Consider the following 14,500-nt stretch of genomic DNA (forward strand, 5'->3'; position numbering starts at 1 on the left):
ACCAGAGGGGTTATTTACGAGCGGCCTCGGCAGTGAGGTTGTTGCCTTCCCAGACCTGCCCGTTGAGCGCCACGACGACGTCGCGGAAGTACTCGCGGCGCACATGAATGAAGGAGTAGGTGTTCTCCATCTGAAGCTCACCAAAGTCCTCCGGGTCCATGCCGGACATGTAGCATAGCATGGTCACCAGCTCTTCGTCAGAGCCGAAGGTGGCGCTGCCCAGGTTCAGATACATCTTACGCGTATCGCGAGGTGCCGGAGCTGCCGGTGCGGCCACCGCCACAGGCGTCGGAACCGAAGGCGTGGCGATCTGCTGGACCCCTTCCTGGCTGCTGCCATTGCGCGCGGTGCGCGAGCGGCGGCGAGTCCGTTCGCGACGCGGCTTGCTCTCGGGAGCAGGGGTGCTTTCGTCGGCGCTCGGCTTGACGACGGCTTCCTCCTGAACCTCCTGGGGAGCCGCGCTGGAGCCGCGGCTTCCGCGAGAGCGGCGACGCGCGCCTCGGCGACGGCGACGGCGGCCGGTGCCCTCCTCGCGCGCCTCCTCGCTTACTTCGGTGCTCTCTTCCTTTGCCTCTATCTTCTTCTCCTCGGCCTTCTTCTCTTCGACCTTTGGAGCTTCGACCTTCTTCTCCTCGACCTTTGGAGCTTCGACCTTCTTCTCCTCGACCTTTGGAGCTTCGGCCTTCGTCTCCTCGACCTTTGGAGCTTCGGCCTTCGTCTCCTCGACCTTTGGAGCTTCGACCTTCTTCTCCTCGACCTTTGGAGCTTCGACCTTCACGTCAGCAGTCGCAGCTTCACGGGTCACACTCTGAGAGCGTTGAACGCGCTCGGCGATAGCCAGCAGACGCGCCACGGTACGCACCGGATCAAGTTCGCTGCCCTCGGAAGCCTCATTGAGCAGGATCTCGGCGATGCCCATGTGCGCGCCGTAGGGAAGGTCGCTGCGGCTCTCCAGCTGGTTGGCGATGCGAGTAAGCCCGCGACGTTGGCGCGCCTTCATGATCTCCACCGGCGTGGGAAGGCTTTGCTCGATGAGATTCACCGAGTACATCTTGCGCACCTGGAAGAAGGTCGCGACTTCATTGGGCGCGATCAGGCTGATGGCCTTGCCCTTTTTGCCGGCGCGACCGGTGCGGCCGGTACGGTGGATGTAGACTTCGGCGGAGTCCGGGAGCACGAAGTTGATCACGTGGCTCAGGTCGGAGATGTCGATGCCGCGGGCGGCCACATCGGTGGCTACGATGTAATCAATTTTGCCATCGCGAAGTGCAGCGAGCGTCTTCTCGCGTTCTTTCTGCGGAAGATCGCCGTTGAGCACGTCGGCGCGATAGCCGTGACGCTTCAGAAAAGAGGTCACCATGAAGGTATCATCTTTGGTGTTCGCAAAGATGATCGCGCTATCGGGCTCCTCGTACTCCAGCACTTTGATCAAGTCCCGTGGGCGACCTACGCCGCGCACCGGGTAGTAGTAGTGTGCCACATCCACCGAAGCGACCGAGTCGGTCGAAAGCAGGACGTTCTCCGGGTAGAAGAGCGTCTTGTTGCCCAGGGCCTTGATCTCATCGGTGATCGTTGCGGAGAAGAGCAGGCTCTGACGCTCCTCGGGGAGATACGCCATGATCGCTTCAATGTCGTCGCGAAAGCCCATCGAGAGCATCTCGTCGGCTTCATCAAGGCAGAGCAGACGAAGCTGGCTCAAATCGATCTTGCCGCGCTCGCACAGGTCGATAAGACGCCCCGGGGTGGCGACCACGATCGAGGACTTCTCCAGCTCTTCGTACTGACGCTCGTACGAGGTGCCGCCGTAAATGGCGGTGGCTTTGACGCGTTTGAACTGCCCGAGGCGCTCAAATTCATTGCAGACCTGCTGCGCGAGCTCTCGCGTGGGCGCGAGCACCAACACGTCGATGCGACCGGGGACCGGCTCCAGCATCTCAATCATGGGAATGCCGAAGGCGGCGGTCTTTCCGGAGCCGGTCTGCGACTGCAGGATCAGGTCGATGCCGGCGAGGATAAGAGGAATAGCGGCCACCTGCGCTTTGGTCGGGCGGGTGTAGCCGATGGCGTCGAGAGCACGACGCATCTCATCGCTGAGGTAGAAGTCGTCAAAAGTATGTTCAGCGGTCGTCAGCATGTTCCTCTTTCTCGTCAAAAAGACCCGGGGGTTAGGGCGCCCATTGCGCCAAAACGTGAACCGCCTGCGGATCAATGCGGCTCGTCCTTACCTAATGTCGGGCGAGGTCGCAAGGTGCCGCGCGCCCGCGCGGCCTCGCCCGCGCTACCGTGTTCAGCTCGAGTCGCGCTCGCGGCGTAGCCGGTCGATCGATGCGATGAGTCGCTTCATCTCATCGTCGAGGTCCTCTTCCATGAGTTGCACCTCGCCGCGCTCAAAGGCATCCACAACTTCCCGGGGTGGTGGGGGAAGAGGCGTGCCGGCACGCTCGTCGAGTTCAATCTCGATGCGCTCGACAGGCCAGGGGGCATAGCGCTGGACCCGACGCAGAAGCGCCAGCGGTCGGCGACGCCACTCATCGGCCAGCGCAGGATGACGCACGGCCACGCGCAATGTTCCCTCATAGAGGGCCAGGGGCTCACAGAGGTGGGTGAGCTCTTCACCCACCATGGTCGGCCACACCTGACGCAGGAAACTTCGAGTGGGGGCGGGCAACTCGCCGCGCTCTTTCCCGGCGCGGGCCGCTGCTTTGAGTATGTCGTCAAACATCCATGATCTCCGAGGTGAACCTAAACCTCCCTCCTTATTATAGGACCGGCCTCAAGAGGCAAGTCTCACGCTCGTGCTGGATCGTGATCAGGCCGTCTTCAGGATTTTTGGTGCGCTTGCCTTGTTGGTTAAGGTGTTGAATGTGCGCCGTTTTTGGCGTTTAGGTGGAAGGTTGGCGCGTTTCGGGCGAAAAAAGTATGAAAAATCTGTTGACACTCCCGGGGTGCAGGGCTACAAACCGACTCGTGCCGCGGCGGTGAAAAACACCAACGCAACATAGCACAGCAAGCATCCCATTAAAGGCGCGTAGCTCAGTGGGAGAGCACTTCCCTGACACGGAAGGGGTCGGCGGTTCAATCCCGCCCGCGCCTATATCATCGAAACCCAGAACGTATCGCATGATGCGAACCTTCGGGCCGGAATGAAAACTGAGAAATACAGGCTGGCGGCTCCCTCGCATTGAGCGTTAGGGGGCTGCTCTGGCATTTAGACGGGGTTTTTGGGGCCACGGCAACAACAACCCCCGCTTAGAGCTTTGATCGAGGTCCATGGCGGATAAAGAACCGAAGATTAATCGTCGCATTCGCGCTCCCGAAGTGCGTGTGATCGATCCCGATGGCGAGCAGCTGGGTATCATGAGCTCCGACGACGCACTGGAGAAGGCCGAGGGTTTTGGCCTGGATCTGGTGGAGGTCGCCCCTCAGGCGCGCCCGCCGGTCGTCCGGATCATGGACTACGGTAAGTTCAAGTACCAGCAGAAGAAGCGCACTGCCGAGGCCCGCAAGAAGTCCTCGCGCGTCGAGCTTAAAGAAGTCAAATTTCGTCCGAAGACCGACGAGCACGACTTCCAGACTAAGCTTCGCCGTGCGCGCCGCTTCCTCGAAGAGAACAACAAGGTCAAGTTGACCGTGATGTTCCGCGGCCGTGAGATCACCCACCCCGAGATCGCGCGCACCATGCTCCAGCGCGCGGCTGAGGAGCTGGCCGATGCAGCTCAAGTTGAGCAGAGTACTCGGATGGAAGGGCGCAATATGACGCTTTTCCTTACTCCGAAGAACGTCATTGTCAGCTGAGACTCTGGGCCTCAGAGAGTAAAGAAGCGCCGGACATGTTGTCCGGCGTTTTTTTGTGAGGGGGCACCATGGCACGGCGTCCCGAAACCTCGGTGGGCCGATCCTCCTCAAATTGAGGGTTGCCATACCGATGTCATTCAGGTAGCTGTATCCGCCCTTTCAAAGGGAGCTTTTGAGCGTGTCGGCAGTCGGCACGCCATCTGTCCAGGAGATTGATATGTCGAAGATGAAAACGCATCGCGGAGCCGCCAAACGCTTCAAGATGACCAAGAGCGGTAAAGTGAAGTACCGCCGCGGCTTCCGCGCCCACATCCTGACCAAGAAGAGCAGCAAGCGTAAGCGTCATCTCCGCAAAGACGGGTACATCCACCCGGCGGACGAGCCTCGCGTCAAGAAGCTTATTGGCGAAGGTTAAGACACCACGTTTGTGCTTTACCCGGTCCTGATCTGGGTTGCCCCAACACCATGAGGAAGAGCTATGCCACGCGTCAAAAGAGGTTTTAAAGCGCGTCGTCGTCGCAAGAAGGTCTTGCGCGCGGCCAAAGGTTTCGTCGGCGGTCGCCGTCGTTTGTTCAAGAACGCCAAAGAGACCCTGCACCGCTCGTGGGTCTACGCTTACCGCGATCGTCGTCAGCGCAAGCGTCAGTTCCGTCGTCTGTGGATCACCCGTATTAACGCCGCCGCTCGCCAGAATGGGATGAGCTACAGCGCGTTGATCGGTGGGCTGAAGCGCGCCGGTGTGGAACTGGACCGCAAGGTTCTGGCGGATATGGCCGTGTTTGACTCGGCCGGGTTCGCTCAAGTGGTCAGCGCGGCGAAGAACGCCTCGAACTGATCGCGGCGCACTCTTAAGAAGCGCTGCAGGTTGAGTGACGCCCCGTTTCGAATCATCAGTCAGGATGAGGCGATCGGGGCGTTTGTTTTTTCTTGGCGGTGGATGCCGCCGGATAACGATCGACGCGAAGCAAAAGGATAAGGCGCGATGAACGTGGAAGAGCTCAGCAACAAGCTCGAAGATCTGGCCGGGCAGGCCGTCGAAGAGCTGGCCGTTGCTCCTCGCAAAGAGGACGCCATTCAGATCAAGAACCGCTACCTGGGTCGTAAAGGCGATGTGCAGGAGATGATGAAGGTGCTGCGCGATCTGCCTCATGAAGCGCGCCGGGTGGCCGGGCAGGCCTCCAACGCCTGCAAGACCGCCATCGAAGAGGCCTTTGAGGCGCGGATGCGCGCGCTGGCCAACGAGGAACTCGAGCGCAAGATGCGCGATGAGGCTGTCGATATCACCCTGCCCGCACGCCCGCTGAACGCCTCGATGGGACATCCGCTGCGCCAGATCGAGCAGGAACTCATCGGGATCTTCGAGGAGATGGGCTTCGAGGTGGCCGAGGGGCCCGAGATCGAGACGGACTACTTCAACTTCGAGGCGTTGAACTTCCCGCCGGATCACCCCGCGCGCGATATGCAAGACACCTTCATGCTCGATGACCAGCGTCTGTTGCGCACGCACACCTCACCGGTGCAGGTGCGTACGATGCAGGCCTACGACCTTCCGGTGCGCGTGATCTCGCCGGGGCGCGTCTACCGCTGCGACAGCGATATTACGCACAGCCCGGTTTTTCATCAGATCGAGGGGCTCTTGATCGATGAGCACGTGACCTTTGGCGATCTCAAAGGAACGCTGCAGCTCTTTGCCGAACGCTGCTTCGGAGAGGGCACACCGATTCGTCTGCGCCCGAGCTTCTTCCCCTTCACCGAGCCGAGCGCCGAGGTCGATGTCGGCTGCATCTTCTGCCGCGGCCAGGGCTGCCGTGTGTGCAGTCACACCGGCTGGCTGGAGATCTTAGGCTCGGGCATGGTCGACCCCAACGTGCTGGAGGCCTCGGGCATCGATCCGCAGCGCTACAGCGGGTTTGCGTTCGGGCTCGGGGTGGAGCGAGTGGCGATGCTCAAGCTGGGCGTCAACGACATCCGGCTCTTCTACGAGAACGATCTTCGCTTTCTTGAGCAGTTCTGAGCTGAGTGCCCTTTGCAGGCGCGCCAACACAAGACCTTTTGAACGACGAGTAGACGATGAAAGTGAGCTTGAACTGGCTCAATCAGTGGGTGGAAATCGAAGATCTGGACGCCGATGAACTGGCCTCTCGCCTGACTCTGGCAGGGCTGGAAGTCGAAGAGGTCGAGCGGATCGGCGAAGGTCAGGAGAAGATCGTGGTCGGTCGCATTGACGCGATCGAGGAGCACCCGAAGGCCGATCGCCTGGTGGTTTGTCAGGTCGACGCCGGGGAAGGGGAGCTGCGCCAGATCGTGTGCGGTGCCAAGAACATGAAGGCGGGCGATTTTGTACCGGTGGCCCTCCCCGGAGCGGAGCCCCCGGGCATCGACTTCTCCATTGGCGCACGCAAGGTCATGGGCGTTCCCTCGGCCGGGATGTTGTGCAGTGAGGAGGAGCTTGACCTGGCGACGGAAAGCGAGGGGCTGATGCTCCTCGATCGTAGTCTCCCGGTCGGAACGCCGATCTTTGAAGCGCTGGGTCTCAAAGACGTGGTGCTGCATATCGGGCTGACTCCTAACCGCCCTGATTGCCTCAGCCATCGCGGTGTGGCGCGAGAGGTTGCCGCGCTCTACGGGCGCGTGCTCCGCTCGGAGCGCCTGCTGGCGAGTGCCGCGGCCTGGGAGGGCAGTGCATCCGACGCGATCGACGGGGCCGCTGCCCTGGAGGTGGTCGACGGGGAGGGCTGCCCGCGCTACACCGCTGCGGTGCTTGAGGGGGTTAAGGTAGGGCCGAGCCCTCTCTGGCTTCGTCATCGCCTCGTCGCACTGGGGATGCGCAGCGTCAACAACATCGTCGATGTGACCAACTACGTGCTGATGGACCTGGGGCAGCCGCTGCACGCGTTTGATCTCGATAAGATCGAAGGTCATCAGATCATCGTGCGACGTGCCAGCGCCGGGGAGACGATCGAGGCCATCGATCATAAGACCTACAAGCTCGATGAGGCGGATCTTGTGATTGCCGATGGCTCGCGCCCGGTGGCGATCGCCGGCGTGATGGGGGGCGCCGAAAGTGAGGTGACCGAGGCGACCACGCGCATTTTGCTTGAGTGTGCGTACTTCGACCCGCGTTCGGTGCGCGTGACGGCCAAGCGCCACGGGCTGCATTCCGAGTCGAGCCACCGCTATGAGCGGGGCATCGATCCGGGGACAATCGTCGATAATCTGCGCGAGGCTGTGGCGCTTCTTCTCCAGGCGCAAGCGCACCTGGAGGGCGATGCGCCCGTGGTGCGCAGCGGCATTCTCAATGAAGGGCCAGGCGTGAAAGCAGCCCCGGCGATTGCTCTCGGGAAAGATCGCGCGAATCAGGTCTTGGGTACGGACATCGCGCCCGAAGAGGTGCTGAGCTACCTCAAAAGCGTCGGCGTTGAGTCTGTTGAGGATGAGGGCGACTCGTGGCGCTTTAGCGTTCCGAGCTACCGCCCGGATCTGGAGCGGGGGATTGATCTTGTTGAGGAAGTCGCCCGTCTGCACGGCTTCGATAAGATTGAGGCGACGCTTCCCCGTGCTTTAATGGGGCATGCGCACCAGCTGCAGAAAGATGCGGAGCGCGGCACGATCGTCTCGCGCGCTGAGCGACGCGCGCTGAACTGGGTTCGCGATCTTCTTCTGAGCCAGGGTCTTCGCGAAGCGGTAAACTACAGCTTTATGGGAGAAGGCGATCTCGATCGCCTGCGTTTTGAAGACGATGATTCCCGGCGACTTGCGCCCAGGGTGGCCAACCCTCTGGTCCAGGACCAGGCGTTGATGCGGACCACGCTGATCCCCGGCCTGCTCAACAACCTCAAGGTCAATCGGGCGCAACGGCGTCAGGATGTGGCGATGTTCGAGGTAGGGCGTCGCTACTTTATGACCGAAGAGCGTCGCACCCTTGGCGTCGCGCTGACCGGGCGTAAGCGCATTCACTGGAGCGGTGAGACAAGCTGGGACTTCTTCGACCTCAAGGGCATGGTGGAGGCATTGGGGCAGGCCTTTGATGCGACGGACGCGAAGTGGAGCAAGCCTCAGGTCGATGAGCCGTACCTGCATCCCGGTGTTCAGGCGGTGTGGACGGTGGGCAATCAGCCGGTAGCCTTTATCGGTCAACTGCATCCGGCGATAGCTTCCAAAGAGGGAAGTGAGCAGCCGATCTTTGTGGCCGAGGTCGATCTGGAGGCGTTGATCGACGAGGGGGCCCCCCTGCGCACGTTTAGCGCGTCGGCACGCTTCCCGGCGGTGGTGCGCGACTTCGCTCTGGTGGCTGATAACGAGGTGGCCTACGCGCGACTTCAGGAGGCGATCGAGGGACTTTGTGGCCGGGACGCCAGCTTTGGTGAGCTTTTTGAGAGTGTCGCGCTCTTCGACATTTACACCGGCCAGCCCATCCCCGAGGGCAAGCGTAGCCTCGCCATTAAAGTGACCTACCGCGCGCCCGATCGCACGCTGACGGAGGCCGAGATCGAGGCCGCAGATAACGCTCTGCTCGCCGCGGTTGAGGCGCAGGCCGGGGCTCGTCTGCGATAAGTCACAAAGATCGTGTTTCCTAAGACGGGGCCTTGTCTTAGACTGGGCCCCGTCTTGTGATTTTGATGTCTCGGGCAGGGGCTCCCGGGGAGTGCGCGCGCAGCTGAACTCAGGGTTGCGCGCTGCGCTTGCGCCGACTACAAACCCGCCCGCTGTTCGAGTTTCCTGCGTATCGATGTGAGGAGTTGTAAGAAGATGACGATTACCAAAGCGGATATTGTCGACACTGTCTACGAGAAGGTCGGGATCACCAAACGAGAGGCGTCTGACTATGTCGACACCATCTTCGAGGTCATGAAAGAGACCCTGGAAGAGGGCGAGGAGATCAAGGTCAGCGGGTTTGGCAAGTTTGAGGTGCGGGAGAAGGGCGAGCGTGTGGGACGGAACCCGCGCACGGGCATCGAGATTGTGATTCCCGAGCGTCGCGTACTGCGATTCAAAGTCAGTCAGGTGCTCAAGGACTCGATCAACGGCAAACGTTGATCTCCCCGGTCTTGTGACAAGACTCGTAATCCCATTTCGCTGACTACCAGATGAGTACTCCCGATGACTCAGACCTCCGAGAAGACCTCGCCGGCAATGATTGAACTGCCTGAGAAGACCTATTTTAAGATCGGTGAGGTCGCCAAGCTGCTTGATGTAGAGCCCTACGTGCTGCGCTACTGGGAGACGGAGTTCGACACTCTGGAGCCGGAGAAGACCAAGAGCGGTCAGCGGGTTTATCAGCGTCACGACATTGAGCATCTGCTCGAGATCAAGGAGCTTCTCTATGTCGAGATGTTCACGATCGCCGGGGCGCGTCGGCAGCTGGAACGCGGAGGAGCGGTGCGCCTGTCGGCTTCAGTTAGCGGTCCTGCGGGCAGTGTGGTGAGCGCCGATGAGGAGCTTCTGGCAGATCTGACCGAGGCGCGCCGTGAGCTGGCCGAGGCGCAGCATGCATTGCAGGAAGCCCGGGAGTCGCAGCATGTGGAGCAGCAGCGTCTACGCGCCGAGCATCGTGCGCTGAAAGACGAGCGCGACGCGCTTGGCGAAGAACTCTACGAGGCGCGCGCGCAACTTGCCGAGGGCGGCGACGTGGACGCCGAGGAGACCTTAAGGCTCGAGCAGGAGCTTGAGGCGTTGCGCGAGGAGCTCGCGCGGGAACGCCGTCGCCACGATGAGGTCTCCGAGGCAGGGCGTCGCATCGCGGAAGAGCGTGAACAACGCCGTCGTCGGGTGCTCTCCCAGATGCGCCGAGAAGTTGAGTCGCTGGCCGTGCTTGCGGATATCAACCGCTCGCGGCGCTGATTCGCTGCTGCCCTGATGGCCGCCGGGCCTCAGGGCATTCGTCTTGTACGTCGATATTTTTTGGGGGAAGAAGCGTCCCGAGCTAACTGTTGAGCCCGGTGAGGCGCATCGCTCTGCGCCCGGTCTATGAAAAGATTTCATAGCGGGGTCAACGATCCTCAGCGCTTCGGGTGAAGTGGAGTAGGAAACCCCCGATAGGTGAAACGTTGCTCCGCATGGCGCTTGCCTCGATGTTTGATGGTTGCAGCGCCTAAGTGCTTGTCGTGACTAGCGAAAGGGCCATCCAAAATCAACATCTGTTGTTGGTATAAGATGTGCATATGAGGTGAGGGCCTGCTCGGTGTGGAGCGGGTACTCTTCTGAGTCTGTCGAACGCAAGGGCTGCTACCATGACCAATCTCGAACAGGCCTCCAATGCCGGGCGCGGGGACACGATGACCGAAACTGAGGACGACTTCATCGCCCAGCGGCGGCAGAAGCGAACGGAACGCAAGCGGAGTCAGTCGGTCGATGACTTTCGTGACCTTGATCCGGTGAAGATGTATCTTCGAGGGATTGGCCAGGTCAGTCTTCTGACCCGGGAGGGCGAAGTCGCGGTGGCCAAGGAGATCGAGGCGGGTCGCGAGATCGTCTTCGCGGTGCTGGTGAATACGCCTGCGGCCATCGAGATGATTCTGTCGGTGCCCGATCGTCTTCGAGCCGGGACGGCGCGTGCGCGCGAGGTCTTCGACGAGTATGAGCCCGGCGGCGAGGACAGCGACGCACCGGTGGCTCCCGAGGTCTTCGAGCGTTTTGATAAGTTGCGTCGTGCCTGGCGGGCGCTGGAACGTAAAGAGGCCGAGCAGGCCCGCGCTCAGGAGACGGGGGAGGGCGATGCGCTGGAAAAGGCCGAGCAGGCGCGCAAACGCGCGCATACCCGGATGGTGAAGGCCGTCGAGGGCTGTCTTCTCTCCCAGCGCTTCATTCACGAGATCGTCGACAACTTTAAAAGTGCGGTCGACAACATCGACCGCTGCGAGCGTCGTCTACACCGCTACGCTCAGCGGGCCGGCGTGCGGCGTGAGAAGATGGACGTCTGGCGCGAACTCTACCGGACAGGTGAGCGGCCGGATTTTCATAAAGAGCGCATTCACGCCTCGATCGCCGCCGAGATGGACCAGGCGCTGGAGCAGTCGGTGGCCATCATCGACAGCATTGAACATGAGCTGGGTATGACGCAGGCGATCCTGCGCCAGACGGTACGAGAGATCGAGCGCGGGGAGCGCCGTGCCGAGCGCGGAAAGAGTGAGATGATTCGCGCCAACCTGCGACTGGTGGTCTCCATCGCCAAGAAGTACGTCAACCGCGGCATGCACTTTCTGGATCTGATTCAGGAAGGCAACATCGGATTGATGCGGGCGGTCGAGAAGTTTGAGTACCAGCGTGGCCATAAGTTCTCGACCTACGCGACCTGGTGGATTCGTCAGGCGATCACGCGTGCCATCGCCGATCAGGCCCGTACCATTCGCATTCCGGTGCATCTCATCGAGACGATCAATCGCATCCTGCGTACGTCTCGTCAGCTGGAGCAGGAACTGGGGCGCGAGCCGGAGGCCGAAGAAATCGCCGAGAAGTTGGAGATGTCGGTTGAGGCGGTACGCCGTGCGATGAAGATCTCGCGTCATCCCGTGAGTCTGGAGACTCCGGTGGGCGACGATGAAGACAGTCAGCTGAGCGACTTCATTGAAGATATCAACTCCCCGAGTCCGATGGACGAGGCGGAGACGCGCAACCTGCGCGAGCAGACTTTGGAGCTTCTGGCCACGCTGACGCCGCGTGAGGAGAAGATCCTGCGCATGCGCTTTGGCATCGGAGAGAAGAGCGACCATACGCTCGAAGAGGTGGGACAGGACTTCAATCTGACCCGTGAGCGGATCCGTCAGATCGAGGCCAAGGCGCTCGAGAAGTTGCGGGTGCCCAACCGCGCCGATTCGCTTAAGCCCTTCCACGAGAGCTGAGAGATTTTTTGACACGTTCCGGCCCTCTGTAACACTTCGGGCAGGAGCTCCCAGGGAAGGGGGCACCACCTGAAGTGCACCAGGGAGGGTGTCATGACCAGCCATATCCGCCGCGCGCCCGCAGCGCCGGCTTCGCAGCCCCAGGCCACGCTTAGCTACGGTCAGCATTTTGGCCCCTACGTCATCACCGGCTTTGCCGGGAGCGGGGCTACGAGCTACGTCTACAAGGCGCGTCGCCGCGATCGCGTCGAGCCGGTGGCGATCAAGGTGCTGCATCCTCATCTCGTGGCGGATGCGACCAAGCGCCTGAAGTTCTACCAGGAAGCGCGCATTATGATGCGCATGCAACACCCCAACGTGGCGCGTTTTCATGACATCATCGAAGACGGCGACACGCTGGCGTTCGTTATGGAATACATCGACGGGCATACCCTGGAGCACTGGCGAGCTCTGCACAGTGAGCAGCTCGATGAGGCGACGCTGGGCTGTGTCTTTGTCGACGTGTTGCGGGGCCTGACCGCCGCCCACCGCCAGGGGGTGGTGCATCGCGATATGAAGCCGGCCAACGTCATGATCGCCCAGATCGAGGGGCACTACACCGCCAAGATCATCGATTTTGGGGTCGCTCGCTTTATGGGGGAGCCTCTCAGCGAGAGCGAGCGCACCAAGATCGTCGGCACCGCCGCCTACATCTCACCGGAAGAGGTGGTGAACCCGGAGGAGGTGTGCCTGGCCAGCGACATCTACAGCCTGGGGGTGATGCTCTACGAGGCGGCCTGTGGTCGGCGCCCCTTCGAGGGTATGGAGGTGCGCGAGTTGATGGAGGCGCATGCGCGTTGCGCGCCCGACCGTCCACGTCAACTCAATCCCGGACTCTCCGGCGGCTTTGAGGCGGTGATCATGCGCACGCTGGAAAAGCGCCCGGACTCGCGCTTTGGCTCGGCCGCCGAGATGATCGGTGCCATAGAGATGGCCCTGCAGGGGGCCTATGAGCTTGAGCAGGCACCGATGCCGGGTGGTGAGCAGGAAGATGCAGCCACCGCCGAATGGACGCGGGTGGCTACTGAGGTTGCAACGCAGAGCCGACGTCGCAGCGTGGGGGCGTGGCTGCGACGATGCGTTGAGGCGGCTATCTCGCATCTGAGCTCGGAGCCCGCCCACGACGACCCGGCGCACTTTGCGCGTCGGCCCGCAGACGCGGTCATGCCCTTTCGCTGAGCGTGTATGACACGCTGCGACATGTTCTTGACACAGAAGGTCATATTCGTAAGGTACGTCGGTAGGTTTCTAGCGAGCTATAGGATCGTAGCTGGTTGCGCTGCCCGCCAACAACACCTGTGTTGTTGAATGTGTTTCCGCTGATCCCGGCTTTGGCTAAGAATCACGTGTTGGCCACGTCCTCCCAATGTGGAGGGCTCAGCCGTCGAGTCCGAGGAGCGGCAAGTCGCACCCTGAATGCGTTTGTCGACAGCGGGTATGCAATGCAACCCGTATGGTTTGAGGAGAGAGTAGTGATGATGAGCAAAAAGAAAAACATGTTGCGCAATGGCATCCTGGCCGGTCTGGCCACGATGTTCATGGCGTTCGGTGTGGGCTGTGGCGACGACGAGCCGGAGAGCCAGTGTGAAGCAGACCAGGCCTACCTGGTGATCGGCGCGAACCCGGCTCAGTGCTACGACACGTGCGAAGTCGGCGAAGACGAAGTCGACCCCTGTGGCGAAGGTTTTGCTTGCCGTCCGGCCGGTGCCGTCAGCGTTTGTCGTGAGACGAGCGAGCCTGATCCTGATCCTGATCCCGATGCCTGCGACGCGCAGGTGGTCTGCGAGAGCTTCTGCGAAGCGCAGTTCGGTGCCTGCATCGACGAGCATTGCGGTGGTAACGCCGATGTTCGCACCCAGGAGATGGATTGGTGCCTGAACGGTCAGACGCTTCAAGGGCCCGACGGTCAGCCGGTTGAGATTAGCGCGGGCTGCCTGGCGGATGCCGGGGCCAGCGAAGCGGCGTGTGAGCAGATTGAAAGTGAGGCAGCGCAGCTTGAAGGGGCTGGTTGTGCCGGTGATGCTGGAAAAGCGTTCGCGTGCTCTGGGCTGGGTGTTTACAACGCGGATGGTGGAGATGCGATCTTCAACGATGTGTGTGGTTGTGAAGCCGTGCCTGTTGCCGCTGAGTGCACGACCGATGCAGATTGCAAGGGATCTGTGTATGAGGGCTTTTGCGTGACCGAGTTGGACGACGGCCCAGTGGAAGGGGGGTTCTGCACCTCCTTGTGCGAGAAAACGGGAAGCCTGTACGAGCCTGATCTCAACTGTGGCGGCACTGACGGATATTGCTCTACCAGGGCGATCCAGGGGCAGACTGTCTCGATCTGTGAGCAAGGGTGCCAGGAGCTTTCCGACTGTGGTGAGCGAAGTGGCGTGAGCTGTCGTCCTGACCTCTTCGGCTCGAATCAGGCTGGTGATATCTTCACGTACGGCGCCTGCGACATCCCGACGTGTGACGCTGAGGCAGACGTGACCGGCTGCGAAGGCAACGAAGAGGTTCAAGGGCTTCCGGCGGCGACTGCGTGCCATCCCTTCGGGTTCTGCACCCAGCCCTGCACCTTTGATGCAGAGAGCGAGGCTTCGGATTGCCCGGCGATTCCGCTCTCGGGTAACTCCAGTGTCCAGTTGCTCTGCACCGAGGCGGGCTACTGCGACTACCCCTGGGCACCGTCTGCGGAGAACTAAGCCTTACGTGGCGATGTGCTGAGTTTTCCTAGCTGGGAACGCAGCACGTTCTTCGGTACTTAGAAGAACGCCTCCCCTTCTGGGGGAGGCGTTTTTTTTTGCCTTTGACGCAAAACCTCGGCGCGCCCTGCGACAATAGAG

General features: G+C 61.2%; 11 protein-coding genes, 1 tRNA gene and 1 pseudogene. 11 read left to right on the forward strand and 2 right to left on the reverse strand.

The features are described from left to right. Nucleotides 1-10: 10 nt before the first annotated feature. Together EA187_RS02235 and EA187_RS02240 are read right to left on the reverse strand one after the other, a co-directional pair. Nucleotides 11-2,134 carry a DEAD/DEAH box helicase gene (locus tag EA187_RS02235; RefSeq protein WP_127779026.1) on the reverse strand — a complete coding sequence of 708 codons (2,124 nt, stop codon included), beginning with the start codon at nt 2,132-2,134 and terminating at the stop codon, nt 11-13. 153 nt (nt 2,135-2,287) lie between these two features. Beyond that, the gene (locus EA187_RS02240; protein ID WP_115603124.1) at nt 2,288-2,722 is read right to left on the reverse strand and encodes a DciA family protein; all 435 of its coding nucleotides are present in this window, start codon (nt 2,720-2,722) and stop codon (nt 2,288-2,290) included. Nucleotides 2,723-3,022: 300 nt separating this feature from the next. On the opposite strand from EA187_RS02240, the gene EA187_RS02245 reads away from it, so the two are divergent. From EA187_RS02245 to EA187_RS02295, 11 genes and pseudogenes are all read left to right on the forward strand, one after another. Continuing rightward, a tRNA-Val gene (locus EA187_RS02245) sits at nt 3,023-3,094 on the forward strand. 176 nt (nt 3,095-3,270) lie between these two features. After that, nucleotides 3,271-3,795, forward strand: a complete 525-nt coding sequence (infC, locus tag EA187_RS02250; protein ID WP_115603123.1) for a translation initiation factor IF-3 — start codon at nt 3,271-3,273, stop codon at nt 3,793-3,795. Between the two features lie 217 nt (nt 3,796-4,012). Continuing rightward, nucleotides 4,013-4,210 carry a 50S ribosomal protein L35 gene (gene rpmI, locus EA187_RS02255; RefSeq protein WP_115603122.1) on the forward strand — a complete coding sequence of 66 codons (198 nt, stop codon included), beginning with the start codon at nt 4,013-4,015 and terminating at the stop codon, nt 4,208-4,210. A gap of 63 nt (nt 4,211-4,273) precedes the next feature. Further along, the gene (gene rplT / locus EA187_RS02260; protein ID WP_115603121.1) at nt 4,274-4,630 is read left to right on the forward strand and encodes a 50S ribosomal protein L20; all 357 of its coding nucleotides are present in this window, start codon (nt 4,274-4,276) and stop codon (nt 4,628-4,630) included. Nucleotides 4,631-4,777: 147 nt separating this feature from the next. Beyond that, on the forward strand, nt 4,778-5,809 hold the full coding sequence (gene pheS, locus EA187_RS02265) for a phenylalanine--tRNA ligase subunit alpha (RefSeq protein WP_127779027.1): 1,032 nt from the start codon (nt 4,778-4,780) through the stop codon (nt 5,807-5,809). Nucleotides 5,810-5,865: 56 nt separating this feature from the next. Further along, nucleotides 5,866-8,349, forward strand: a complete 2,484-nt coding sequence (pheT, locus tag EA187_RS02270) for a phenylalanine--tRNA ligase subunit beta (RefSeq protein WP_127779028.1) — start codon at nt 5,866-5,868, stop codon at nt 8,347-8,349. Nucleotides 8,350-8,550: 201 nt separating this feature from the next. Further along, a complete protein-coding gene (locus EA187_RS02275; RefSeq protein ID WP_115603581.1) occupies nt 8,551-8,832 on the forward strand; it encodes an integration host factor subunit alpha in 282 nt (93 codons plus the stop codon). A gap of 63 nt (nt 8,833-8,895) precedes the next feature. Beyond that, a complete protein-coding gene (locus EA187_RS02280) occupies nt 8,896-9,636 on the forward strand; it encodes a MerR family transcriptional regulator (protein WP_115603118.1) in 741 nt (246 codons plus the stop codon). 1,151 nt (nt 9,637-10,787) lie between these two features. Next, a pseudogene (rpoD, locus tag EA187_RS21105) lies at nt 10,788-11,633 on the forward strand (RNA polymerase sigma factor RpoD); the annotation flags it as partial. A 93-nt stretch (nt 11,634-11,726) separates the two neighbouring features. Beyond that, nucleotides 11,727-12,851, forward strand: a complete 1,125-nt coding sequence (locus EA187_RS02290; protein ID WP_127779030.1) for a serine/threonine-protein kinase — start codon at nt 11,727-11,729, stop codon at nt 12,849-12,851. Nucleotides 12,852-13,147: 296 nt separating this feature from the next. After that, complete coding sequence (locus EA187_RS02295) at nt 13,148-14,359, forward strand: hypothetical protein (protein WP_127779031.1); 1,212 nt, start codon at nt 13,148-13,150, stop codon at nt 14,357-14,359. Nucleotides 14,360-14,500: the final 141 nt, after the last annotated feature.

It is taken from the genome of Lujinxingia sediminis (genome assembly GCF_004005565.1).
GTDB lineage: Bacteria > Myxococcota_A > Bradymonadia > Bradymonadales > Bradymonadaceae > Lujinxingia > Lujinxingia sediminis.

What these genes read in the sequence shown, in the direction of transcription:
- pheT (WP_127779028.1), top strand. Translation starts at nt 5,866, where the DNA reads ATGAAAGTGAGCTTGAACTGGCTCAATCAGTGGGTGGAAATCGAAGAT.
- rpmI (WP_115603122.1), top strand. Translation starts at nt 4,013, where the DNA reads ATGTCGAAGATGAAAACGCATCGCGGAGCCGCCAAACGCTTCAAGATG.
- EA187_RS02290 (WP_127779030.1), top strand. Translation starts at nt 11,727, where the DNA reads ATGACCAGCCATATCCGCCGCGCGCCCGCAGCGCCGGCTTCGCAGCCC.
- pheS (WP_127779027.1), top strand. Translation starts at nt 4,778, where the DNA reads ATGAACGTGGAAGAGCTCAGCAACAAGCTCGAAGATCTGGCCGGGCAG.
- EA187_RS02295 (WP_127779031.1), top strand. Translation starts at nt 13,148, where the DNA reads ATGATGAGCAAAAAGAAAAACATGTTGCGCAATGGCATCCTGGCCGGT.
- rplT (WP_115603121.1), top strand. Translation starts at nt 4,274, where the DNA reads ATGCCACGCGTCAAAAGAGGTTTTAAAGCGCGTCGTCGTCGCAAGAAG.
- EA187_RS02240 (WP_115603124.1), bottom strand. Translation starts at nt 2,722, where the DNA reads ATGTTTGACGACATACTCAAAGCAGCGGCCCGCGCCGGGAAAGAGCGC.
- infC (WP_115603123.1), top strand. Translation starts at nt 3,271, where the DNA reads ATGGCGGATAAAGAACCGAAGATTAATCGTCGCATTCGCGCTCCCGAA.
- EA187_RS02280 (WP_115603118.1), top strand. Translation starts at nt 8,896, where the DNA reads ATGACTCAGACCTCCGAGAAGACCTCGCCGGCAATGATTGAACTGCCT.
- EA187_RS02235 (WP_127779026.1), bottom strand. Translation starts at nt 2,134, where the DNA reads ATGCTGACGACCGCTGAACATACTTTTGACGACTTCTACCTCAGCGAT.